Origin of the sequence: Bacteroides difficilis, assembly GCF_048319815.1 — a bacterium.
Taxonomy (GTDB): domain Bacteria; phylum Bacteroidota; class Bacteroidia; order Bacteroidales; family Bacteroidaceae; genus Bacteroides; species Bacteroides zhangwenhongii.
In genome coordinates this window covers 1,445,004-1,468,782 of sequence record NZ_CP182814.1, presented here as the reverse complement: position 1 = coordinate 1,468,782, position 23,779 = coordinate 1,445,004, and the positions used below count along the sequence as shown (strand labels likewise).

25 protein-coding genes, 1 tRNA gene and 1 pseudogene are annotated in these 23,779 nt (G+C 42.4%); 12 read left to right on the top strand and 15 right to left on the bottom strand.

Annotated elements, in window-relative coordinates:
* Positions 1–9 precede the first annotated feature (9 nt).
* The 3 genes from ACNOGP_RS05330 to ACNOGP_RS05320 are packed head-to-tail and all read left to right on the top strand — an operon-like array spanning position 10 to position 3,286.
* The gene (locus ACNOGP_RS05330) at positions 10–1,275 is read left to right on the top strand and encodes a glycosyltransferase (RefSeq protein WP_418214274.1); all 1,266 of its coding nucleotides are present in this window, start codon (positions 10–12) and stop codon (positions 1,273–1,275) included.
* 3 nt (positions 1,276–1,278) lie between these two features.
* Complete coding sequence (locus ACNOGP_RS05325) at positions 1,279–2,544, top strand: glycosyltransferase family 4 protein (RefSeq protein WP_186966042.1); 1,266 nt, start codon at positions 1,279–1,281, stop codon at positions 2,542–2,544.
* On the top strand, positions 2,537–3,286 hold the full coding sequence (locus ACNOGP_RS05320) for a glycosyltransferase family 2 protein (RefSeq protein ID WP_186966043.1): 750 nt from the start codon (positions 2,537–2,539) through the stop codon (positions 3,284–3,286). The genes ACNOGP_RS05325 and ACNOGP_RS05320 overlap by 8 nt, the downstream gene beginning before the upstream one ends.
* Before the next feature lies 1 nt (position 3,287).
* Here ACNOGP_RS05320 and ACNOGP_RS05315 read toward each other — a convergent pair whose 3' ends face one another.
* Both ACNOGP_RS05315 and ACNOGP_RS05310 read right to left on the bottom strand, forming a co-directional pair.
* Positions 3,288–4,004 carry an SGNH/GDSL hydrolase family protein gene (locus tag ACNOGP_RS05315; protein ID WP_418214273.1) on the bottom strand — a complete coding sequence of 239 codons (717 nt, stop codon included), beginning with the start codon at positions 4,002–4,004 and terminating at the stop codon, positions 3,288–3,290.
* Positions 4,005–4,342: 338 nt separating this feature from the next.
* A complete protein-coding gene (locus ACNOGP_RS05310) occupies positions 4,343–5,041 on the bottom strand; it encodes an SIR2 family NAD-dependent protein deacylase (RefSeq protein WP_418214739.1) in 699 nt (232 codons plus the stop codon).
* Positions 5,042–5,511: 470 nt separating this feature from the next.
* Between ACNOGP_RS05310 and ACNOGP_RS05305 the strand changes: the two genes are divergently transcribed.
* The 5 genes from ACNOGP_RS05305 to ACNOGP_RS05285 all read left to right on the top strand — a co-directional run bounded on the left by ACNOGP_RS05305 (position 5,512) and on the right by ACNOGP_RS05285 (position 8,103).
* Positions 5,512–6,096, top strand: a complete 585-nt coding sequence (locus tag ACNOGP_RS05305; RefSeq protein WP_186966586.1) for an FKBP-type peptidyl-prolyl cis-trans isomerase — start codon at positions 5,512–5,514, stop codon at positions 6,094–6,096.
* A gap of 20 nt (positions 6,097–6,116) precedes the next feature.
* A complete protein-coding gene (locus tag ACNOGP_RS05300) occupies positions 6,117–6,995 on the top strand; it encodes an FKBP-type peptidyl-prolyl cis-trans isomerase (RefSeq protein WP_007747681.1) in 879 nt (292 codons plus the stop codon).
* A gap of 160 nt (positions 6,996–7,155) precedes the next feature.
* On the top strand, positions 7,156–7,620 hold the full coding sequence (locus ACNOGP_RS05295; RefSeq protein ID WP_007747677.1) for an Lrp/AsnC family transcriptional regulator: 465 nt from the start codon (positions 7,156–7,158) through the stop codon (positions 7,618–7,620).
* Positions 7,621–7,626: 6 nt separating this feature from the next.
* Entirely contained in the window at positions 7,627–7,938 is a 312-nt protein-coding gene (locus ACNOGP_RS05290) for a DUF4491 family protein (RefSeq protein WP_007747674.1), read from the top strand.
* A 91-nt stretch (positions 7,939–8,029) separates the two neighbouring features.
* A tRNA-Ile gene (locus ACNOGP_RS05285) sits at positions 8,030–8,103 on the top strand.
* Positions 8,104–8,387: 284 nt separating this feature from the next.
* On the opposite strand, the gene ACNOGP_RS05280 is transcribed toward ACNOGP_RS05285, so the two are convergent.
* A complete protein-coding gene (locus tag ACNOGP_RS05280; RefSeq protein WP_418214272.1) occupies positions 8,388–9,287 on the bottom strand; it encodes a helix-turn-helix domain-containing protein in 900 nt (299 codons plus the stop codon).
* A 130-nt stretch (positions 9,288–9,417) separates the two neighbouring features.
* Between ACNOGP_RS05280 and ACNOGP_RS05275 the strand changes: the two genes are divergently transcribed.
* Together ACNOGP_RS05275 and ACNOGP_RS05270 are read left to right on the top strand one after the other, a co-directional pair.
* Positions 9,418–10,194, top strand: a complete 777-nt coding sequence (locus ACNOGP_RS05275) for an MBL fold metallo-hydrolase (RefSeq protein WP_418214738.1) — start codon at positions 9,418–9,420, stop codon at positions 10,192–10,194.
* A 232-nt stretch (positions 10,195–10,426) separates the two neighbouring features.
* Positions 10,427–11,302 (top strand): radical SAM mobile pair protein B, encoded by an 876-nt coding sequence (locus ACNOGP_RS05270; RefSeq protein WP_014775428.1) that lies wholly within the window; start codon positions 10,427–10,429, stop codon positions 11,300–11,302.
* A 380-nt stretch (positions 11,303–11,682) separates the two neighbouring features.
* On the opposite strand, the gene ACNOGP_RS05265 is transcribed toward ACNOGP_RS05270, so the two are convergent.
* The gene (locus tag ACNOGP_RS05265) at positions 11,683–11,808 is read right to left on the bottom strand and encodes a hypothetical protein (RefSeq protein WP_259322503.1); all 126 of its coding nucleotides are present in this window, start codon (positions 11,806–11,808) and stop codon (positions 11,683–11,685) included.
* A 161-nt stretch (positions 11,809–11,969) separates the two neighbouring features.
* Here ACNOGP_RS05265 and ACNOGP_RS05260 point away from each other — a divergent pair, with 161 nt between their 5' ends.
* Together ACNOGP_RS05260 and ACNOGP_RS05255 are read left to right on the top strand one after the other, a co-directional pair.
* Positions 11,970–13,103, top strand: coding sequence for a PstS family phosphate ABC transporter substrate-binding protein (locus ACNOGP_RS05260; protein ID WP_418214271.1), 1,134 nt, complete (start codon positions 11,970–11,972; stop codon positions 13,101–13,103).
* A 163-nt stretch (positions 13,104–13,266) separates the two neighbouring features.
* Positions 13,267–13,504 (top strand): annotated as a pseudogene (locus ACNOGP_RS05255) (tyrosine-type recombinase/integrase); the annotation flags it as partial.
* Between the two features lie 68 nt (positions 13,505–13,572).
* On the opposite strand, the gene ACNOGP_RS05250 reads toward ACNOGP_RS05255, so the two are convergent.
* The 11 genes from ACNOGP_RS05250 to ACNOGP_RS05200 all read right to left on the bottom strand — a co-directional run bounded on the left by ACNOGP_RS05250 (position 13,573) and on the right by ACNOGP_RS05200 (position 23,770).
* The gene (locus ACNOGP_RS05250) at positions 13,573–14,127 is read right to left on the bottom strand and encodes a hypothetical protein (protein ID WP_418214270.1); all 555 of its coding nucleotides are present in this window, start codon (positions 14,125–14,127) and stop codon (positions 13,573–13,575) included.
* A 29-nt stretch (positions 14,128–14,156) separates the two neighbouring features.
* A complete protein-coding gene (locus ACNOGP_RS05245) occupies positions 14,157–15,380 on the bottom strand; it encodes a relaxase/mobilization nuclease domain-containing protein (protein WP_418214269.1) in 1,224 nt (407 codons plus the stop codon).
* Between the two features lie 14 nt (positions 15,381–15,394).
* Complete coding sequence (locus ACNOGP_RS05240; protein ID WP_039848667.1) at positions 15,395–15,766, bottom strand: plasmid mobilization protein; 372 nt, start codon at positions 15,764–15,766, stop codon at positions 15,395–15,397.
* Between the two features lie 201 nt (positions 15,767–15,967).
* The gene (locus tag ACNOGP_RS05235) at positions 15,968–16,132 is read right to left on the bottom strand and encodes a hypothetical protein (RefSeq protein ID WP_182400473.1); all 165 of its coding nucleotides are present in this window, start codon (positions 16,130–16,132) and stop codon (positions 15,968–15,970) included.
* Positions 16,133–16,136: 4 nt separating this feature from the next.
* Entirely contained in the window at positions 16,137–16,469 is a 333-nt protein-coding gene (locus tag ACNOGP_RS05230; protein ID WP_418214268.1) for a helix-turn-helix transcriptional regulator, read from the bottom strand.
* A gap of 250 nt (positions 16,470–16,719) precedes the next feature.
* A complete protein-coding gene (locus ACNOGP_RS05225) occupies positions 16,720–17,583 on the bottom strand; it encodes a toprim domain-containing protein (protein ID WP_418214267.1) in 864 nt (287 codons plus the stop codon).
* Between the two features lie 173 nt (positions 17,584–17,756).
* The gene (locus tag ACNOGP_RS05220; RefSeq protein ID WP_302508119.1) at positions 17,757–18,953 is read right to left on the bottom strand and encodes a primase-helicase family protein; all 1,197 of its coding nucleotides are present in this window, start codon (positions 18,951–18,953) and stop codon (positions 17,757–17,759) included.
* Positions 18,954–18,966: 13 nt separating this feature from the next.
* The gene (locus tag ACNOGP_RS05215; RefSeq protein ID WP_302508100.1) at positions 18,967–19,272 is read right to left on the bottom strand and encodes a helix-turn-helix domain-containing protein; all 306 of its coding nucleotides are present in this window, start codon (positions 19,270–19,272) and stop codon (positions 18,967–18,969) included.
* Positions 19,273–19,413: 141 nt separating this feature from the next.
* On the bottom strand, positions 19,414–20,778 hold the full coding sequence (locus ACNOGP_RS05210; protein WP_418214266.1) for a DUF6043 family protein: 1,365 nt from the start codon (positions 20,776–20,778) through the stop codon (positions 19,414–19,416).
* 23 nt (positions 20,779–20,801) lie between these two features.
* Positions 20,802–22,094, bottom strand: coding sequence for an ATP-binding protein (locus tag ACNOGP_RS05205; protein WP_014775431.1), 1,293 nt, complete (start codon positions 22,092–22,094; stop codon positions 20,802–20,804).
* Positions 22,095–22,270: 176 nt separating this feature from the next.
* Positions 22,271–23,770 carry a tyrosine-type recombinase/integrase gene (locus tag ACNOGP_RS05200; protein ID WP_418214265.1) on the bottom strand — a complete coding sequence of 500 codons (1,500 nt, stop codon included), beginning with the start codon at positions 23,768–23,770 and terminating at the stop codon, positions 22,271–22,273.
* Between the last annotated feature and the right edge of the window lie 9 nt (positions 23,771–23,779).

Here is a 23,779-nt window from a genome sequence, read left to right as displayed (position 1 = left end):
TTTATGCGCATGAGAGTACTAATCATCAATACTTCCGAACGAATGGGCGGTGCGGCTATCGCAGCAAACCGTCTGATGGAATCGCTCAACGGTGCCGGAATAGACACCGGGATGTTGGTACTGCACAAAACGAGCCACTCCGATAAAGTACATACTGTCGGTAAGTCTTGGCAAAGAAAGTTCACGTTTATCTGGGAACGTCTCATTATTTGGGCAAATAATCTTTTCAGCCGGAAGAATCTTTTTAGGGTATCCATTGCCAATACGGGGTTCGATGTCACCCGGCTTCCGGTTTTCAAAGAGGCAGATATCATTCACTTGCATTGGATCAATCAGGGCATGCTGTCCTTGCACAATATTCAACAAGTCATCACCTCCGGCAAACCTGTTGTCTGGACGATGCACGATATGTGGGAATGTACCTCCATCTGCCATTATTCCTACTCTTGCAAATCATTCAAAAACGAATGCGGAAACTGCCACTTTCTCCGTTTTCCCGGTAACAACGACTTGTCTCACCGCGTCTTCAAGAAAAAACAGAGCATACTCTCTCCGGCAAGAATAAATATCGTTACAGTAAGTAATTGGCTCGCCTCACAAGTACGCCAAAGCACACTACTCAAAGGAAAGCCGGTCACAGTGATACCGAACACGCTCTCACTGAGCAACTTCCTGATACTTAACAAAGTAGAATGCCGACAAGCATTATCTCTTCCTGACAAACGGATTATCGTGTTCGGGGCTGCCCGTATTGATGATCCGATAAAAGGATTCCCAACGTTGATGGAGGCCATTCGCCTTTTAATCCGACGAAAAGACTTCCGGAGTGAAGAGTTGCATCTCATATTCTTCGGAAAGACCAAATATCCCCAACAGATTCTTCCGTTGATTCCTGTCAGTTACACCGACATGGGTTGGGTAAGCCAAGCGAAGGAACTTTCTCAAATCTATTCGGCAGCCGATGTCGCAGTGTCCGCCTCGCTCTACGAAACCTTCGGGCAAACACTGATTGAAGCCCAGTCTTGCGGTTGCCTGCCCGTATCGTTCGGCAACAGCGGGCAAGCAGACATCATCCGCCATAAAGAGAATGGATACTTGGCTGACTATCAGTCGGCGGAAAGTCTGGCCGACGGAATAAAATGGGGACTTACCGAAGGGAAAGAGCGGGTGTCACCGGAAGCAATGAGAAACGAAGTAATGACTAAATATTCGGGCAAGGTAGTAGCCGGACAATATATCAATCTGTATACAAGCCTGCTGGCAAGCAAACTTTAGAAAATGAGAATACTGATTATTAATACTTCTGAGAAGATGGGCGGTCCGGCCGTTGCGGCAAGCCGTCTGATGGAATCGCTGAAAAACAACGGTATCAAAGCTAAAATGTTGGTACGTGACAAACAGACCGACCAGATTAGTGTTGTCGGGTTGAACAGAAGCTGGTTGCAAGTATGGAAATTCATGTGGGAACGTCTTGTCATCTGGAGTGCCAACCGTTTTCACCGGAATCATATGTTTGATGTAGATATAGCGAATACCGGCACGGACATTACGTCACTTCCGGAGTTCCGTCAGGCGGATGTCATCCACCTTCACTGGGTCAATCAGGGAATGCTCTCATTGAAAGATATCCGAAAGATATTGTCATCCGGCAAGCCTGTAGTATGGACAATGCATGATATGTGGCCTTGTACCGGTATCTGCCACTATGCACGGGAATGTACCAAATACCGGAAGGAATGCCATCACTGCCCCTATATATATAAGGAAGGAGGCCGGAAGGATCTGTCATATCGCACTTTCCGCAACAAACAAGAACTTTATGCTCATGCCCCGATTCATTTCGTCACTTGCAGTCATTGGCTGAAAGAACAAGCACAAAGTAGTGCATTGCTTGCAGGAAAAGAGATTGTCAATATTCCGAACGCCATTAACACGAATCTCTTCAAACCACAAAAGAAGGAGGAGGCACGTACGAAATGTATGTTGCCGCAAAACAAAAAACTAATTCTGTTCGGTTCGGTAAAGATTACCGATAAGCGGAAAGGAGTCGAATATTTAATTGAGTCCTGTAAAATGCTGGCAGAAAAGCATCCGGAATGGAAAGATTCATTGGAGATAGTTGCATTCGGCAACCAATCCCAACAGTTACAGGCTCTGCTTCCCTTTCGTGTACACTCACTTCCTTACATAAAGAATGAGCATGAATTAGTGAATATATACAACTCAGTAGATATTTTCGCCATCCCGTCGCTGGAAGAGAATCTGCCCAACATGATTATGGAAGCGATGGCATGTGGAGTACCGTGCGTAGGGTTCAATGTAGGCGGCATTCCCGAAATGATAGACCATCTGCACAATGGCTACGTGGCACAATACAAGTCTTCGGAAGATTTTGCCAACGGCATTCACTGGATATTGACAGAACCGGAGTACAGCGAACTCTCAGAACAAGCCCGCCGCAAGGTATTGGGCAACTATTCGGAGAGTATCGTTGCCAAAAGATATACGGATATCTATAACAAAATAACAGGAAAATATGCATAGCGTCCATCCCACTCCGAAATTCTCAATCATCACGGTAACATACAACGCCGAGAAGGTATTGGAGGACACCATTCTAAGTGTCATCTCACAAACCTATCATCACGTCGAATATATTATCGTAGACGGGGGATCTGAAGATAAGACCTTATCCATCATTGACCGGTACCGTTCGCGGATACACACTGTCGTCAGCGAGCCGGACAAAGGATTATACGACGCCATGAATAAAGGAATCTCTCTTGCCACCGGTGATTACCTTTGCTTTCTGAACGCAGGCGACTGCTTCCACGAAGATAATACATTACAGCAAATGGTACATACCATCATCGGCAACGAACTTCCCGATGTACTTTATGGAGAAACAGCCATCGTAGACAAGAACGGTCATTTCCTACGTATGCGCAGGCTATCCGCTCCGGAAACTTTAACGTGGAAAAGCTTTAAACAAGGGATGTTGGTCTGTCATCAGGCATTCTTCCCCCGCCACACGTTGGTAGAGCCGTATGATTTGCAGTACCGTTTCTCCGCTGACTTCGACTGGTGCATCCGCATCATGAAAAAAGCACGTACTTTGCACAACACTCACCTGACAATCATCGACTATCTGGACGAGGGCATGACCACCCGGAACCGGAAAGCATCCCTCAAAGAGAGATTCCGCATTATGGCAAAGCATTATGGATGGAGCAGTACCACGATACATCATGCATGGTTTGTGTTCCGAGCGGTTATCCATCGGTAGCCTAAAGCATAACAGGCAACGCAAGCAACTGATACATCAGCGTTCGTGCCATGCGTATCTGTCCTTTCGTGCTGGGATGCAAACGGTCATATCCCGCATCGTAGAAATAAATCAGTTGTTCTTCCACCATCGGATTCAATCCGGTCACCGCATTAAGATCAATCACGGGGACTCCCCACACATTGCCGGCCTCTTTAACAGCCTGCACGTAGGCATCCACATATTCGCCACAACTGTTCTGGTAGTTTTCATCCGGTTGCACATTCGTTTCTCCAAAATTGGCCAGTGAACGGTGCAACGGGGTCAACAACACAATCTGCTTGTCCGGGAAGAGTTGTTTCAGTCTATTGATTCCTATGTTGATACGTCCCTTATACGTGCTTCCATCCATTATAGGAGTACGTTTCTTACGAGTTTCCAGCTTTTGGGTTTGTCCACGGGCTGCCATCACTTGTTCTTCTGTTTCCATAAACCATTCTCCAATAGGTACACCGCCATTAAAATCATTCGTACCCATCAAAATCACGATAGCATCTACTTCTCCGCCGTGTTCTTTCTTCAGTTGCTCGGCTTGCCGGGGTACATCATTCCATTGCCTGCCACTGATACCATATACATAAGGAGTGATTCCCAGCCATTCCTGCAGAAAATCCCAGTATTTCTTTATCTTGTCGCCATGACAGTTGGGATCTGTAATAGAGTCTCCCAAATATCCCACTCTTTTTCCTTACCACGGGTGCCGGATGCATCCATTATTCGTTTCAACAGAGTTTGCCACTTTAGAAGATTGATTCTGTCCGCACAGAAAAGAGGAACAGAAAAACAGGAGGATACATGTGAGTAATAATTTGCTTTTCATCGGTATCATACATTAAATGAGAGATTTGTATTTAATATTCGACAAAAATAACTCAAAAAAATGTAGTTTCAATCAATTTGGGCGATCAATCTCATCCATACAACCAGATATATAAAGAGATTGATTATCCTTTACTTTGCAGAAAACATGGAGACTTTTGCCACCGAACTGGAATAAAACCGGGAAGAGAAAACCTCTCAAACTCCCAACAGCTGTTTCAATTCAGCTACTCCTTCAGAAGCTCCCTTCTGAATTACATGTATCGAACGGGAAGTATGCGTATCTACCGGTTTCGGATCAATCAGATACACCTCTGCTCCTCTCGGTACATAATGAAGCAACCCCGCTGCAGGATATACATTAAGCGACGTACCGATAATAACGAAAATATCCGCTTTCTCCACATATTGGATGGCTGTTTCAATTTCCGGCACAGCTTCTCCAAACCATACGATAAAAGGTCGCAATTGAGTGCCGTCACCGGCCTTGTCCCCCATCTTCACTTCATATTCTTCCGGTTTCAGTTCTTTTATGTAATGGGGATTATGAGGATCTCTACTGGAACACACTTTCGTCAGTTCGCCATGCAGATGAATGATGTGGCTGCTCCCGGCACGTTCATGCAAGTTATCGACATTCTGTGTCACCACCGTAACATGGAAGTTTTTCTCCAGTTCCGCCAATAGCTCATGCCCGCGGTTCGGCCTTACCTCCAACAGCTGTTTCCGACGCTCATTATAGAAATTAATAACCAAAGCCGGGTCACGCTGATAACCTTCAGGAGTGGCCACCTGCTCTACAGGATATTTATCCCACAAACCGCCCGCATCCCGAAATGTACTGATTCCACTCTCGGCGCTCATACCCGCACCCGTCAAAACTACCAGATTCTTCATTACTATTCCTCCTTCTTTTTTTAATAGCCACACAAATGTAATCAGAATCATCGAATAAACGAAAACTTTCTTACGCTTAATATAATCCGGTTTATACTAAACTTTAAAATGAAAGATATAGATAGTTAACATCAAACATACTAATATTTAATCGTCTGACTATAGTTAAATTTTCGTCTGACTATAGTAACTCTTTCGTCTGACTATAGTTAGACGAAAAACAAACTACAGTCAGACGATTAATTATCTGCATAAACCAACCTAGATAATAAGAATAAGCCGATTAAATCCTACGAACAAAAAAACTAATTCTTTTGTAAAAAGCGGTTAACTTTCACAGATATAAGAATTTTTAAATACCAAATATTAAATCATTCAAATAAAACACGTACTTTTGCGATTCATAAATTTGCAATTGATTGAAGGCTAAAACTATGAAATACGCTTCAATCGCCAACAAAAAACATTATATGGATAAATTTAGTTACTCTATTGGTCTCGGAATCGGCCAAAACTTATCAAGTATGGGAATCGCCAACCTTTCGGTAGACGACTTCGCACAAGCTATCAAAGATGTATTGGAAGGCAACCAGACGGCTATCAGCCATCAGGAAGCCCGCGAAATAGTAAACAAGTATTTCGAAGAACTGGAAGCTAAAATGGGTGCCGCCGCTATCGAACAGGGGAAAGCATTCCTTGAAGAAAACCAAAAAAGAGCAGGCGTAGTAACTCTGCCCAGCGGATTGCAATACGAAATAATAAAAGAAGGTACAGGCAAAAAGCCTCAGGCTACCGATCAGGTAAAATGCCATTACGAAGGTACTTTGATTGACGGAACACTGTTTGACAGCTCTGTTCAGCGTGGTGAGCCCGCAGTATTCGGCGTGAGCCAGGTAATCCCGGGATGGGTTGAAGCACTGCAACTGATGCCGGAAGGTTCTAAATGGAAACTGTATATTCCGTCTGAACTGGGTTATGGCGCAAGAGGTGCCGGAGAAATGATTCCTCCCCACAGCACACTCGTATTTGAAGTAGAATTACTCGAAGTATTATAAATAAAAAATTTCAAAGCAAAATGAAAAAAGTTAGTATTTTTATGGCAATCGCCGCTGCTGCAAGCCTTGCTTCTTGCACAGCTCAGTCTCCTAAAGCAAATCTGTCAACAGAACTCGACTCCCTGTCTTATTCTATCGGTATGGCTCAGACTCAAGGTTTGAAAGGCTACCTGACAGGCCGTCTGGATGTTGATACCGCTTACATGGCAGATTTCATCAAAGGTTTGAACGAAGGTGCAAACAAAACCAGCAAGAAAGATATCGCTTACATGGCAGGTTTGCAAATCGGTCAACAGATCAGCAACCAAATGATGAAAGGTATCAACCAGGAGTTATTTGCCGGCGACTCTACTAAAACAATCAGCAAAGCTAACTTCATGGCAGGTTTCATCGCAGGTACTTTGGAAAAAGGCGGCATGATGACTATGGAAGAAGCTCAGACTTATACCCGTACAGCTATGGAAACAATCAAAGCAAAAGCTTTGGCTGAAAAATACGCTGACTACAAAGCTGAAAACGAAAAGTTCCTTGCCGACAACAAGACTAAAGAAGGTGTGAAAACAACTCCGAGCGGTCTGCAATACAAAGTGATCACTGAAGGTAAAGGTGAAATCCCTGCTGACACTTGCAAAGTGAAAGTTAACTACAAAGGTACTTTAATTGACGGAACAGAATTTGACAGCTCTTACAAACGTAAAGAACCGGCTACTTTCCGCGCTAACCAAGTAATCAAAGGTTGGACAGAAGCATTGACTATGATGCCTGTCGGTTCTAAATGGGAACTTTACATCCCTCAGGAACTGGCATACGGTGCTAGAGAATCAGGCGGCCAGATCAAACCGTTCTCTACTTTGATTTTCGAAGTTGAACTGGTGGGCATTGAAAAAGATAAGAAATAAGAAAGTTTCTTTCTAAATAGAAAAAGGAAAGAGGTGCAAAGCGTTTGTACCTCTTTTTTTTGCTTTTGCCTATTTTTTCTCTCAAAAAAGAAGAATAATTAAAATAAATCTCTATATTTGCTTACTATTTGATAACAACTGGAAATTATAATTTATTATTATGGAAAGAATAGACAATCTCGACAGGCAGATACTAGAAATTATTTCCCAGAATGCCCGTATCCCTTTCAAAGACGTAGCAGCCGAATGTGGAGTGTCACGTGCAGCCATCCATCAGCGTGTGCAAAGACTGATTGACTTAGGTGTCATTGTAGGCTCGGGCTACCACGTTAATCCCAAATCTTTGGGCTACAGAACATGTACATACGTCGGTATCAAATTGGAAAAAGGCTCTATGTACAAAGCTGTTGTGGCAGAACTTCAGAAGATTCCCGAAATTGTGGAATGTCATTTCACTACAGGACCGTACACTATGCTGACCAAGCTGTATGCATGCGACAACGAACATCTGATGGATTTGCTGAATAACAAAATGCAAGAGATACCGGGTGTAGTAGCCACCGAGACATTGATTTCTCTGGAACAGAGCATCAAGAAAGAAATCCCCATTCGCATAGAAAAATAACAAGCGATGGAGTTTCTGAATGAATATCACCTTGCAGGGCTATTTATCGGAATTTGTACCTTTTTGATTATCGGCCTTTTTCACCCCGTTGTGGTAAAGGCCGAATATTATTGGGGCACTAAATGTTGGTGGATATTCCTGATACTCGGTATAGGCGGTGTCATAGCGTCATTGAGCATTGACAATGTAATTCTGTCCTCCCTGCTAGGCGTATTCGCTTTCTCTTCCTTCTGGACCATTAAAGAGGTCTTTGAACAGGAAGAACGGGTACGGAAAGGCTGGTTTCCCAAGAATCCGAAACGCAAATATAAGTTTTGAAGGCAAAGAATAGCAGATTTTTATCAAAAGAATTTGCATAATTCGACAGAAAGCACTACTTTTGTGACCGCATCCAGTAAATGGATACACCGGACTTGTAGCTCAGTTGGTTAGAGCAACAGACTCATAATCTGGAGGTCCCTGGTTCAAGCCCAGGCTGGTCCACTTTAATAATCAAGCACTTACAGAGTTTCTGTAGGTGCTTTTTCTTTTACAGGTGACCTTCAGGTGACCTTTTTGAAGCGAAACTCGGCAAGAGTGACCTTTTGAAATTGCATGGGATTGCAGAGAATTTTTATAGATTTTTATTCTATGGTGAACTTGACACTGCGGAATGTGATGCACATTTTAGGCTGAAATAGGATTTCCCACTAAGCATATTTGTAAGTCGTTGAAAACATCTTTGGTATGGGAATGGCCAATCTGCAAGCTTTCCAGTCTGTCCGTTTTCATTCGTATATTCCATTTTGGTAGTCGCGCAAATATTGCGTAAAAGTCTTTCCAGTTTCACGTTTAAAGAAACGCATCAGATGACTCGGGTCGGAGAAATGAAACTCTTCGGCCAGCTGGTTCACGTTTCGGTTAGCAAACAGTAACTCATTCTTCAATTCTTCCAACAGACGCTGCTTGAGCAGATGATTGGCAGATACACCGAATTGACTCATCACGGAACTGTTTAACGTAATACGGCTCACACGGAGCATATCCGCATATTCCTGCACCCGCTGTTTCGTACGGATATTCTTTTCCAGCAAGTCCTTAAACTGGAATGCGTAATTGTTTTTAGGTACATCAATCGGTAAATGATAAGTGGCGGCATACGCCCGGTTGATAATAACCAATAAGTAGTAAAGCACAGATACAATGAGATTATAAGTATCGGCAACAGGATGCAGAAGCTCCTGCTTTATGATTCCTAAAAGACGAATATACTCCGCCATGCTTTCCGGCGAAGTAAACAGATAGGGAGGCGTGTCGGTCTGATAATAATACAGCAAGCGATACACAAAAAACTTGTCCGCTAAGAATGTGCGCATAAAATCCTCGCGGAATATAAGAAAAGAGTAATCTAGTTCTGCTTCATCCACGTGCCATTCCTGCTGCTGATGCGGCGAGAGGAGTAATACCATATTGGCATGCAATTCAAATTTGCGGAAATTCAGCAGCAGATACCCATTGGCCTTACGAAAAAAATAGAAGCTAAAAAAATCTGTTTTAAACACCGGGGTTTCCGTCAGGACACCACATACATCGCTACTGTAGCCTGAGTTGATATAAAAGTCCACACCACAGCGTGTCTTGCTAAATGGAACGCTGACCAGACGTTCAGGATTGACGATTTTATCCATAGATTTCGTTTTTGGGGGCAAATATACTATTTTTTATTTATCAAAATGGCATATATTCCTGTTTTTAAGGCATAATGCATCCGATTTTTTTTACCGAACTTTGCGGCTATAATCAATACAATAAATTATGATGGAAGAAAAAGTAACAATTCGATTGATCCGTAATGCAACATTGCGAATCCATTATGCTGGAAAAGAGATACTTGTTGACCCCATGCTTGCCGGAAAAGGCACTTTACAGTCGGCTCTAGGTGTGTATAAGACCCCAAGAGTACACCTCACGATGCCGATGAATGAAATTGCGGACGGTCTGGATATGGTATTGTTGACACACAACCATATTGACCATTACGACCCGACAGTGAAACAGCATTTAGCGAAGAACATCCTGTTCCTGACACAACCGCAAGATAAAGAGAGTATTACACAGGATGGTTTTACAAATGTAGAAAGCATTGAAAAAGATAAAGCTATTGGAAATTTAACCATTCATCGCATCCAAGGACACCATGGCTTCGGAAAGATTGGAGAAATGATGGGGCCGGTATCAGGCTATGTACTAACTGCACACGGTTTCCCTACTATTTATATAATGAGTGACTGTAAATGGGAAGACTGTATCCGTCAGGCCATTGAACAATTTTCTCCCGATTACATCATAGTGAACAGTGGAGGTGCAATTTTTTCTGAATTTTCTCAAACAGAAGGTTCTATCATTCCAGATGAGCAAGAAGTTATGACAATGCTCGATGAACTTCCCGCCCACATCAAACTAATAGCAGTCCATATGGAAGCTACCGATCATGGGCAGACCACACGCGCAATTCTGCGTAACGAAGCCATGCATCACGAAATAGAAATGAGTCGCCTGATTATTCCTGAAGATGGAGAAATAATAATATTATGAGCGACTTCTCTGATTGGGAAACAGCCTGAAAAGAGGGTTACGAATGGATTTTTATAGGAACGGAAACAGGCAAAAGGAAAGGGAAAGTAGATGCCAATCCTGAATGAGTACGTCATATTGTAGAACAGGCGAAAAGAAATCATATTTTGGTATTTATGAAAGAATACCTTTTGCCTATAATGGGAGAATACCGAATGATTCAAGAACTACCAAAACAATTTATAGAAAAAATATGGAAAAGGAAATAATCAGAGAAATAGATGTACAGAATGTCATGACTAAATCCTCATTACCAGTAGGGGGCTTCTCTGTCAATCCTTATGTAGGTTGTCCTCATGCTTGTAAGTACTGCTATGCTTCATTCATGAAACGTTTTACAGGGCATACAGAGCCTTGGGGTACGTTTCTAGATGTAAAGCACTGGAAACCTATTGATAATCCGCATAAATATGATGGACAACGGATTGTTATCGGTTCTGTAACAGACGGATACCATCCGTATGAAGAAGATTTTTGCAGAACCCGTAAACTGCTGGAAGAGTTAAAAGGCACTAATGCTGAAATCATGATTTGTACTAAGTCAGATTTGGTTTTGCGTGATCTTGATTTACTTAAAGGCTTTCAGAAAGTGACAGTATCTTGGTCAGTTAACACACTCGATGAACAGTTCAGATGTGATATGGATCGTGCCGTAAGCATTGAGCGAAGACTTAAAGCCATGAAACAGATCTATAATGCAGGCATACGCACCGTGTGTTTTATTTCACCGATTTTTCCAGGAATTACAGATGTGAAAGCTATCGTTAATCGGGTAAAAGATTATGCAGATTTGATATGGCTGGAAAATCTGAATCTTCGTGGACAATTTAAGAGAGACATCATGGGGTATATACGGGAAAAGCATCCGGAGCTTGTAGCCTTGTATGATGATACCTACAACAAGAAACGAAAAGATTACTGGCAGGTCTTGGAACAGGAAGTAGCTGCGTTTGCTCAAGCGGAAGGTTATCCGTATCGTATAAACGATTTACCATACGGGCGTTCTCAAAAAGGAAAACCTGTTATAGTAAACTATTTCTATCATGAAAAAATTAGGCTAAAAAAATAGGATCATTTGATTGATTTGATAAATTCACTGATAGCCTGTCTTGTCATTTGTTTGAAAAAACGCATCAGGTGGTTAGGCTCAAAGAAATGAAAACGATAAGCCGTCTCTTTAACCCAAATCGGTCATTAGTACGGCCATTTTTGTGGTTGACTTTGTAACTGCTTGATTATAAGCCTTTTGCTAATAGTGATTTCTAATGACCGCCATTAGAAAATAGGTTTTATAAATAACTCATTATCAACGTATTACAGATTCAACCACAAATTATTCCACTTCTATTGACCGATTTGGGTTTAACTGACAATATAGAAAATAAGAGATCGCTTTTTCCCTCTTGCAATAGACGCTGTTTCAGCAAAAGAGCGGAAGATAAGTCAAATTCACGCATAACGATAGTGTAAACTGAACTGTGTCACGGCTCTGTTTACACTACCGAATTTCTCCATGATTGAAAGTATTCCTCCAAAAGGAGTGAGTTTCTCGGATTTTATTTGTACTTTTGCCATGTCTTGTTGACTTTTTATCGTCTTTGGTATTGCAACACTATGATAGGTGAAATTTCTGATATAGCAATACCCTGAGCAACTTATTGTTGCTCAGGATATTATAAATAACGTTAAACTAAATAGTTGCGGAATTAAGGTCCAATACATAAAAAATCGAAATAATGACATTCATAAAAAGCATCTTGTTTTTGAGTTTGATTAGTGTAGTCTCATGTTCAGCAGAGGAAACACCGTCAGCACCTCCCATCTCCGATATTACCATTGATAATTTTCCTATTATCGATGGGTCAGATTCAACAGACCCATTGAGAACAATTCTTATGTGTAAGATTCTTGGGTTTAATTATAAATGGGAACGTCGCCCATTCACTCAAGAACCTGGAGCTGATATTAAAATGATAGTTCCAGAATATACCTGTTCTGAAGATGAACGAATCTATTTGAGCACTCACTGTCTAAAACAGTCAAATACACATATGTCTTTCATGAATCTGATAGATGATAAGGTTGAAATGGTTATCGCGGCAAGGTTAATCTCAAGGGATGAAAAGGTTTATGCTGAAGAAAATGGGGTAACTCTTATTGGAAAACCGATTGCCAAAGACGCGTTGACTTTTATGGTTAATCCTTTGAATCCCGTAAACAATCTTTCAATCAGCCAACTTCAAAGAATATATACTGGAGAAATAACGAACTGGAAAGAAGTCGGTGGGAACGATGAAGAAATCAATCCGTATGTTCGTAACCGTAATTCAGGGAGTCAAGAGAAATTCGAGACACTTGTAATGGATGGCTTGACTATTGGAGATTTTCCCGAATTACAAGTTGGCCTCACGATGATGTCTCCGTACTATCAACTTGAGGAAGATAAACAAGGGATTGGTTATTCTCCTTTTTACTATTATAGTGTAATAGTTGACAATGGAAGTACAAGAGCCATTGGTATTAATGGAGTGGAAATGACGAAGGAAAATATCATATCCAATACATATCCATATACTACAGAAGTCTATGCGGCTGTTCGTTCAGATATAGACCGTAATTCAACTGCATATAAGCTATTTGAGTTTCTTACTACAGCAGAAGGGCAGAATATTGTAAATGAAAGTGGATATGTACCGTTGGACAAAGCTTCCAGTGTGAGAAGCATATATGGGGCGAATGATATCACCTTATCTACCATATACACAGACCTTCAAGGAATATCTCATAAAACAAGACAAAAAGGTATAATGATAAAGACTGATGTATATAGGGATGGTAAAAAACATAGTACAAAAATCTTAGCTGAGTAAGTTCCATTTTAAGGAATCATGATTAACCGTCATATGCTGATTCCACCTCGACCTCTCTCAATCTTCCAATCATACTTCCCCTCTGCGACATCGTCAACCTCATTGAGTGTATGGCGATGTTTTGTTTCGTCAAAAGGCTGTTGGCTTTCCGCATTATGACAGACCACGCACCTACCGCAACTATTATCATGGACTTATGAAGCGTCTCGACATACCTCGACTGACACGGACTGCGCCACAGCTTTGCAACACGCTGCATTGAAAGCAACTGTGACTACAAGACAGTAAGTGTATTGCTCGGTCATGCCAACATTAGAACAACCCTTAATCTCTATGTTCACCCGAACATGGGGCAGAAGAAAAAGTGCATCACCAGGATGTTCAAGTCTCTTGGGAAATAGGGAAGAAAAGTAGCATAGGCTATAAAAGGCAAAAGGATGAGGTGACTCCACATCACCCCATCCTCAGCTTACTTGTCTATGTATGATGCGACAAGATAAACAATCGAAATGCTTGTATAAAGGAAACACGGAAAAAAAATCCAAAGCAAAGCCTTTACCCAACCATTTGACAACCACACACCTTCATTCCTTGACATCATATTAGACATATCATAGAAATGTCGAGTGAGGATTTCTTTGTTCTCCTTTCGGTGGTCTTCAAGAAGTTTGGACTCGTTTTCAATGAGTTTCTTCCTGTTGTTGATTGCCTGTTCCATATCGGCATCATCAACCTTAGCTTTGACAGTTATGTCTTTTACTTTGCCGATGTAGGCTTCAATAGCTTTGGTGACAGTATTCGCTTTATCTGAGGCTTCACTCAATTTGTCTTTTGCTTCATGCATGGAAGCAGTAGCCATTTCAACGCCACTTTTTGCCAAAGTCAAGCTATTGCCAGCATCCTTGTAGGCTTGAAGCTGTTGGTCAAACTTGTCCGATGCCTTGTCCGTTTCGATATTCTTGTCAATCGAGTTCTCGAAAGAGCCGAAATCCATATCTGAGATTTTACTTTTACCTATTGGCATAGTTTCAATGTTGTTGGTTGAACATTCGGTTATCTGCCATACCATTGCTTCTTGCGAGGTCTGCACAGTCGATTAGCCATCATAGCGCAGCGATACGCCCAAGACAGTTCATTCTCGTCCTTGTCACGTCCCCAACCTGAGGTTGCACCACCTCCGCCACCGCCAGACTGGGCGGCAATGGTTGTGGCAGCATCAATGTATTCAGCAAAGAGAAGAATGGCGGTCTTCAGCACATCACCTATCTTGGCAAACACATTGTCGGCATCCAAAGCTATATTCTTGTCGATGACATCCAGACAATTCTGAGGAATATCAACAGGGTAATGATGAAACTCGTCCGTATAAAAGTCGAAGTGACGTATCTTTGGAGTGTTGTCCGTAGTAGGCATGGGGTTGGGTACAGTCATAATCTTTGGCTGTTGGGTATTCTTTGTTGGAGTTGAAACTGGTTTCTCCAATTCTTGATGATGCAGTTTTGCCCATGTGCCTTCAATCTTTGAGGGCATCAGACAACGACCTTTGCCAAGTTCCGAGGACTTATAAATGGAGTTACCACGCTTGATGGCATAGCCACGCACTTGTCCTTTGTTGTCGGATTGCAGTTTGACATCATATCCCGTTTGTGTGAGGCATTTTGTGTATAGTCCCCAATCAAAGTACGGCATCTTAGCCAAAACGGAAAGACAATCATTGGTTATCGCGTCCTTATTTTGGCGGCTTACCTCTTGTGCATCTTTCCATCCACGCTGTTGCCCAACCTTGGCGGCAGCAGCCATCGCTCTCTCGTAGATATAATGGGCATCATTCACGTTGCCCCTTATGTCTATGCGGTTCGCATCAATATGAAGGTGCATAATGCCACTCTTGCTGTCACGATGAAGCGCAACAACATATTGGCTGTCTTTGAGGTTGGTTGCCTTTGCACTCTTGCGCTTCGACTTGGCTGAAAGGTCAACCGCATCAAACTCACGGATAAAGTCATCCGCCAACCTCTGCCATTCCTCCATCGTCCAACCTTGCGTTTCCTCCGAGGTTGGGGAAACCTCAATGCGTATCATGTTACGTTTGAGCGGATGATAACGGTTCAATTTGTCCTCAAACTTCTTCTGCAAGGCAAGCATTCTTGCCCACATTGCCGTTGGGGAAATATCATCGGGCAAGAGATTGGTCTTTACAATCTCCGCCTTGTCCTTATCCACTGAGTAACGTATGGCATTTGCGCCATGACTTATTACCTTTGCTTTTGCTATCATATATGTTGTATGTTCTATTGTGTTAAGTATTTCTCTATCTCAATCATGCGGTTCAAGATCACCTCTGCGCTTGTTCTCCATCGTTTCATAAAGATTTCGCTACGTAGAATGTTCTCACGTTCCGTTAGCGGACGACCTTTGAGGAAGCCGAACAATTTCTGTATATCGCCCCTGGCATCCGATAGGCTGTTCAAAGCCTCCATTTCTTTGTCAGTCAAGCGTTGTTTGGGATATTTGCCCTCCAACCGCTTGCGTGCGTATGCGCTTGTGGTCAGTCCACAAAGAGCAGCATATTCCGCTATCTCCTTATGGAGTTGCGGCGTAAGCCTTACTATCAGGCGGCTCGTGTATTTCGGTGCCTCCTTTTCTATATTTTTCTTATTCATACCAAGTATTGCTTCTATAAAAGTGTGCAACCCAATGCGAGCTTGCGAGCGTTCAAGAAGTCCATTGGCATACGGACAAACGAAGTGCGTTTGTATGACATTGGTATTTCTTGCATAGCACTGCTATCAGAGTTTACGCACAAGCACACAACGCACAGCGGTTGTACATGTTCACAGACTTGTTGTATAACGGTTCTCAAATTACCCAAGCAACAGTAATTGTGGGGCATCCTCCGCTTCCGTCTGTTCCTTGCTTGGGTAAGCAGCAGGAAAGCGGTCGGAAATGTAGTCTACCATATTGCTGACCACATTAGCCAACAGAGGGTCACGTTTTTGCAGACTGTTTATAAGTTCATCTTTCGTCATGATGCTATGGTCTATTGTTCATTTCATTCAGACGGTTTGCAGCCTCCAGTCTTATCTCCTCCTCCGACATGGCTCTTGCTCCTCGCACCCAGTCAAGCAAGGCTTTCTTCTCAAAGAAAATGAGTTTGCCTGTAGGCTTGAAGTACGGCAACTGGTTAAGATGCGTCATCTTGTAGAGCGTACTCTTGGCAATGCCGAGAAAGGCGGATGCCTCTTCAAGGTTCAACACTTCCTTTGTCATACAGCAAAGGTTCTCCAACTTGTTCACCCTCGACTGAAGCTCCACTATCTTGCGCTCATGGTCGAGGTTCATCTTTAATGCGTTCTTTTCTGTCATAAATCTGATATTTTGTTTATTTCGTTATCGATTTCGGCTGCAAAGGTATATTGTTGCCAATGATATTCAAGCAACCGTTATGGTTTATTAAAAGTGCTGATTTTCAATTCTTTGGCTCTATTTACCATGCTGTAATGTGGTAGATTGGTCGGACACTCACTCTTCGGGAATAAAGTGGAGAAGTTATAGTGGGCTATATCAGGGCAAGCCCTGTCGTGCACGCCACACCTCTTTGCCTCCAGCCGCCAAGTCAGAATTTGTTTCTTCCCTTTTGTTGGAATGCAATGCTTTTGTTCATCAGATACTCGTTGAGGTCTTTGTATTCTTCATACTCATTTGAGGCATCAGTACACTTGTCTTCCAATGCTTCCATTATCTGCCAGGTGGCCATTCTGCCAGCTTTGTCATTATCCAAGTGGCAGCATATTTGAGAATACTTATTGAGCATGGAGAGAGCACTCGGGATGTTTACAATGGAGTTGAGTACCACAGCATCACATTCGCCATGTAGTATGAGATAGGAGAGATAGTCCACGAACCCCTCGAATATGTGACAAGCTGTTTCGTGGTTCCTTATCGTAGTGATTGCTTTCGGAGCAATACATCCCTTGAAGTATGGATTCCGAAGTTCATAGCCACCAGCATCATTCTTGAAGCCAATAGCAAAATATCGCTTGCCAGCACTTTTGTAGTGTATTTCCACGCACTGCCTTTTGGCTGTAATAGAATCAATACCCCTTCCCGAGAGGTATTGTAGCAAAGCAGGATGAGCCAGTTCTTTTACCTCAATATCTTCAAACGAAGTGTCCTTTTGTGAGCAAGTAGAATGGATTGGTATTGTGGGTAGAATGGTTGAATGCCCCATCATGTGCAATACTTCTGAAATGTTTTGCGTGTGGTATAGTTGCATCGCCAAATCAATGATGTTACCTCCTTTGCCCAGTGCAAAGTCATACCACACGTTTTTGGTTAAATCCACCTTAAATGATGCGGTTTTCTCCGTATGTAGTGGCGATAAGTACCACCACTTATTTCCTTTTCTGTTTATTGGTTCATATCCCTTGCTTGCAAGGAAGTTGGATATTTGGATTGCCTTTATTTCTTGTATAGTCATAATGTGAGTGATTTGTTGAAATGTTGAGTTGTTGAGAGAATGGGCTGGTGAAAAGAAAAATAGCTTTCTCTTTTGCCCAGTTACACCTCTTGTTGAGTGCTTGTTGAATTGTATTTGTTTGAGTACCAAAGATTAGTCTGTTGTTCTCAACAATTCAACAACTCAACAAAGGATTATAAACCTAAAGAGTCTATAAATTCCTTGGTCACCGTGTAGAAACGTCCCACTCTGCTAATTGAGGAAACACGCCCCGGCTTAGTGTAGTCACATTGATAGGCAAGATAGGTCAGTGCATTGTGAGCAGGGGTAAGTCGCCAGACATCTTTCACGACCTTTCGTATCTGCCATTGCTCCACTTTTACACCGTTCATGGTCAGTAACGGTATTAAGTCTTGAGGGATGAACGACAGCTTGTCAACGTGTTGCGTTTCCATAATGTCACGTATCAGCTCTACCATATCCAACTCCGTATGGTTGCGGTTGCACTGGATAATGCGGTCAAGAGCCTCTGTCCTGATAAGGGTAGGATGAAACCACATACGCCCCTCTTTGTTGGTGGAGAGTGTGCGGTGCTGGAGATAATAGAGGAATGCAGGTATCTGTTCCTTTAGCTTTTGCAGGAAATTGGTATCATCGCTTTCAAGTGGTCGGATTTTACGCACCCAATAGCGGTTTTCTCCCGGGTCAATGATAACAGGGTAAAGTTCGTTGTTGGAACATAGTACGAACTTGGCAAAGAAGTTTACCTCCTGTCTGTCTTTACCCTTGGCCTCTACCTTGTAGGTTTGGGCTGTGCTTAGGTTCTTCAATCGCTCTGAATCTTCTCTACGACTCAACAGCACCTCGTCCACAACGATGAGTAGCTTGCCAGCCCAGTCTGCATTGAACTGGCTCCTGAAATCCTCGTTTGTATTAAAGGTAGCATTGTCCTGAAAGATACTTTTCAGAAAGTTCAGGAAAGTGGTCTTTCCTGTGTTTCGTTCCTCTGACACCAATAACAGGATGGGGAGTTTCTGAGTCGGCTGCATATAAAGCAACTGCATATAGTCCAACCCCAGTTCGTATTGCTCCTCAAAGATGTGGTGTAGCAGTTTTTCAATATCTGAGAAATTCCCTTCTGCCGGAACATGGTCAATTGGTTCATACAGATTATAGAAACCTGCAACATCCTTTTGATAGTCTGTGTGACTTGGCACTGTGCAAAAACCATTATATTTATCAATAGTAGGGATATTGTGCTTACCATAATCTTGTCGGATAGTGCCAAAGCTCCATTGCAATCTGCGGGTAGTCATCGTTCCATCAGCCAAAGGCTGCTGCACTATCTTATATATAGTAGTGCCTACTCGAATGTATTGTTCTTCCATAATGCTTGCTTTTAGATTAAACATTTGGATTAGCGCTATTAGCAGTTTGTACTTTAGCTTTCAGAAGTGAGGAGATTTCCTTCTTCGAGTAAAGATTACGTCCACCCAATTTGTGAACTATAATTCTTCCCTCCTTCTGCATACGCCACAAGGTGGTATAGGTTATGTGGAGTCGTTCACATACCTGGTCGCGAGTAAAATACTCGTCACTCTCTTCTGGTGTCAAATTGGCCTGTGTTTTTTTCCCAACTAATTCTTCCACCAATTCAGAAACAACCTGTTTCAGGTCATCCTTCTGTAACATTATAAAATTGCCTTGCATATCATGTTGTTTTAATAATTACGCTGCGAAATTACGATGGAATAAAATGAAAGCACCTCGGTAAAAATCATGACGATTTCTGCCGAGGTGCTTTTAACGGAACAGCGTTTCTTTTTAACAAATAAAGCCTTTATGATGCAATCAATATGCATCAGGGGAAAGTAAGGTGCGCAGTCTTATGTTTATCAACTTTGCCAGTTCCTTTCCGGTCTGGATCGCTTTTTCTGATAGGTTCAAATTATAGTCGTAGTCATGTTCACTGACAATGGCATTATAAAGGGCTTCTGCCCAATCAAAACCAGGCTTAAAGCCAAGGGACGGAAACTTTTCCAAGATAGCTGTATGGAAAGTCCGATAGTTGTAGGAGTCATTAAGCAAGTTGTAACTGGTCAATGCAGCAAATACATACGCAAGAACTGAGTCTGTACCTTTCGTTTCCATCCATTCAGTGAGTATTTTTTCTATTTCGTTGGTAAGAAGTTCTGCATAAGGTTGTATAAGCATTTCTTCAAGCAGGACACAGACTTGCTTACGTCCACGTCTGCCTTTACTCTCTTGTAATGCAGAATTAGCTACATCTTTGACTACACGATTGTTTGCTGCTTTCCATGTGCCTTTAGTGTAAGTCGCTTTATCCATACTGGTAAGCATCAAAGAGCGCATAAATTGTTCGCCAAAGTTTTTCTGCCAAAAAGAAGGCTTCTCTCCCATCATTGTTTTGGATAATAAATCAGCGGACTTCACGAAACCATTATCAAATATCATCCAATAGAACACACAGAACAAGAAAGGATTATTGTGCTGCAATTTATCTTTTGTTTTCTCTTTGTTAAATGTGGAGGCAAACAATTCAGTCAGTTTTTCGTGTGCCTGCTGACTAACATTAGAAAATTGAGCTTTGTTGTAGCTCTCAGTTCCAGGGCATAGGCTTAACAATAATTCGGAGATACCTTTTATACCATCAAGCGACAGCAGCTCTATCAAGTAGGAAAAACTTTTGAGGGCGAAGCTCATGTCACCATCGTATGCTTTTGTGAAGATATTTGTGAACTCTTGATATTCTTTCGGGTGTTCGTAATGCCAACGGCGCAAATGCAATAGATTCAGTTCTCGGTCTGATGCCTCTTGAGTTTCCTGCTCTTTATCCTGCAAGTGGAATTTAACCACATCTTTGATATATTGAGCATCCGTAGATTGCTCAAATTTAGTCATGGCACTCTCTATTTCCTCAAACCCATTATCCAATTCCAAATAGCAATGCATACAACAAGCAGCCATATCACCTTCTTCTGCGGCTTTAGAGAAAGTGTTTATTATGTTCTCAACAGGCATATTCTTTGCTGCCATTGCCTCTAAAAGCATATTTTGAAGCGAGTAAGTTTCATCGCATTCTGCCACATTGGTTCCATCTTGTGATAGAATGCCCAATGTGGAATGAATCTTGCTTTTGAACTCTGCATAGATTTCTTGGTTCGCCTCAAGCCATTCCTTCATCTTATTGTCCATAAGTGTTATTTTAGCTAATAGGGTTAATCTTTAAGACAAGCCAGCGGAATGACTTTCACGCCATCCTGACGAGTGTATGCCATGCTTCCACCAGTCATCACTATCAGCAAATCCGGTTCCCGAATGGGCATCTGTTTCTCTGTTGTGTTATGTTCCTGTATAAGCCTTTTGAGTTCAAGCAGATGCTTGGCTCCATCGTCAATCTCACGACTGCCAAGTTTGCACTCTATCAAGGCATACCGTCCATCTTCCAGATGCAGCACTATATCCGCTTCCAAATCATATCGGTCATGATAATAAGACACGTGACTGTTTAAGTCTATAGTATATGCCTTTAAGTCACGAATACACATCTGTTCAAAGATAAAACCAAACGTCTTGAGCTGCATGCTCAACGCTTCAGGAGACAACCCCAAAAGAGCAATCGGAATGGAAGGGTCGCAGAAACATCGTTTCACACCACTCCTGATAGCGGTTTTACTTCTAATTGCAGGACACCATGCACTTATGTTCTGGATAACAAATAGCTTTTCCAAAGCTGCAACATAGTCATCAAATGTGTCCACGTGGCAACTTACTTCGCCAGATGAGGTCACATCATCCAAAAGCGACTTCTTCTTGACCAGAGTCGAAACATTTCTGGCATACGCCCGAAGTATCATACTGGTCAGTCTGGCATCTCTTTTCTTGCCATCAATGCTAGAAATGTCGTTGGAGCAAATTGTTTGAACATAGTTCTTTGCAACGAGTAGTTGAGCCTTTGGGGTACGAGCTAACAAAGAAGCTGGCCATCCGCCTCGGGAGGCTGCAAAGATTAATTCCTCAACGGTCATCTTAGACATCTTGCCGTCAATATCATAATCTGGATTGTTGAAAAGTTCTTTCAACGAAACTTCACCTGTAGATTCTTGTGATTCCCACAAACTCATAGGCAGCATACGCAGTCTGGCAATACGACCAACTCCAGAATGGTGTATTTGGGATTTGTCAACGGCATTGGAACCTGTAAGTATAAATTGTCCGGGGATTTGACGATCATCAACAACAGTTCGTACTGCATCCCACAACATTGGAGCATCTTGCCACTCATCAATAAGGCGAGGCGTAGCTCCATTTAACAGAATGGACGGCTTAGTTTTAGCGGTGACCAAATACTCCTCACGCAAACTAGGATCTTGCATTCTCAAAATGCTGTTTGCAAGTTGAGACGCAGTTGTAGTTTTGCCACACCATTTTGGTCCTTCTATCAATACAGCCCCAAATGCATCCAGCAAGTCTTGCAACAGGGCATCGGCAGTTCTTTTATAATAACTCATATAATATGCTTTTTCAATTGCAAAGATACACATTTTCTGCGAAATGCATGGCCAATTCGTGTTTTTTGTGGCATTTCAATCCGCTTTTTTGCGGTGTTTTATTCGGTATTTTTGTGGCATTTCAATCCGCTTTTTTGCGGTATTTCACTTGGCATTCTTGCGGTGAGCAACTATAATTAGTCTGATAAGTTAGCCATCAACTCCATCCGTTCCTCCTCGCTCAAGCCTTTTAGCATCTCAAGCAGGGCTTTCTTATCTACCACAGGAGTACTTTCTTTCGACTTCTCATTGAGTAGATAATGGTTATACTCCAGCATCTTTGCAAGCGGATAGGCACCGATATAATTGGAAGTAATGTCACCGCCGCCACTATGCCCCATGCTGTCGCTTATATATTTATAAGGTACGACACCAGAGTTATTGAGGTTGGTAGCGAAGCTGTGCCTTGCCCAAGTGGGTGATGGCACCTGTTCCATATCCAATAGTTTGGCAACTTTTGCCATGTGCTCACGTATATATCTGTTGTAGCGTTGGATAACCCATATCTCTTGTTCTGGTGTGATTAACTCACTCATGATGGGGAATACCCTTCGCCCAAGTTTTGGGACATTGCCATACCGGTTGAGTATCTCTTGAATCTCTGGAGTAACAGGAAATATCACTTCGCTGGCACTCTCGTTCCGCTCACGAGTTTTGTGGCGAAGGAAACGAAGCTGCTTGCCATGAGTGGCATAGTATAGTTCATCATAAGTCAGTCGGAGTGTATCAGCAAGGTTCTGTCCATCGCCCAAATACATAAAAATGAATAGTCCAAGGTCGCGAAATATGGCATACTTCTCTCTGCCGAGGAACAGTTCGTTTCCATCTTTGTCTTTTGCCTCGTCAGCTTTCCAAAAATCATAGAGCTTCCGCATGGTAGCCACGTCAAGAAACTCATGCTTACGGCTCTGCGCTTTGTTGTAGCCCGTATCCTTAAACATTTCTTTGGTATCACCTTTCATCAGTCCGTTAGCGATGCACATATTGATTATAGTCCTTAGACTGCGAAGTGCGATAGCAATAGTGGTGGTGCTCAATTCATTCTTCTTCATGATTTTTACCCATTTCAAGATAAAGTCACGGTTAATATCTGCAAACGACACATCCGTTCCCAAATCTTTCACAAAGCGATTGCGTACATCCTTACTACAACGAGCGGAACCAGCCTTGCCTTCATTGGTCTTAGATTGAATGTACGAATCCCAAACTGTGATGATGGTGCTATCATCGTCTTTCTTGCCTTGGAACCTATCTTGCAACTTGCGAAGAGAGAAATTGTTTTCCGAGATAAGTTGGTTAACCATCAGTTCCACTCTGTCCATCAGATTCTTCATGTCGTTACGCTCCGCTAATTGGATGCGCCGACCGCTTTTCTCATAATCGCAAAGAACCAACCATTCTTCCATAGTGTATGATTTTCCTAAACGCAGGAAAATCTTTTGTCCGCCATGACACACACGCACAGCTACTGGAAGCGGTTGCGAATAGTCGCCCGCTTTTCGTATGTCAAGAGTCAGCGAACCATATACATTGCCATTCGCAGCCGTGAATTTCGCAAGGCATTTTTCTCCTCTTGCATTGGATTTTCCGTTCTTCTTTGCCATTTCGGTGACCTTATTCGTTTTTTCTATCTCCATAATGCACTT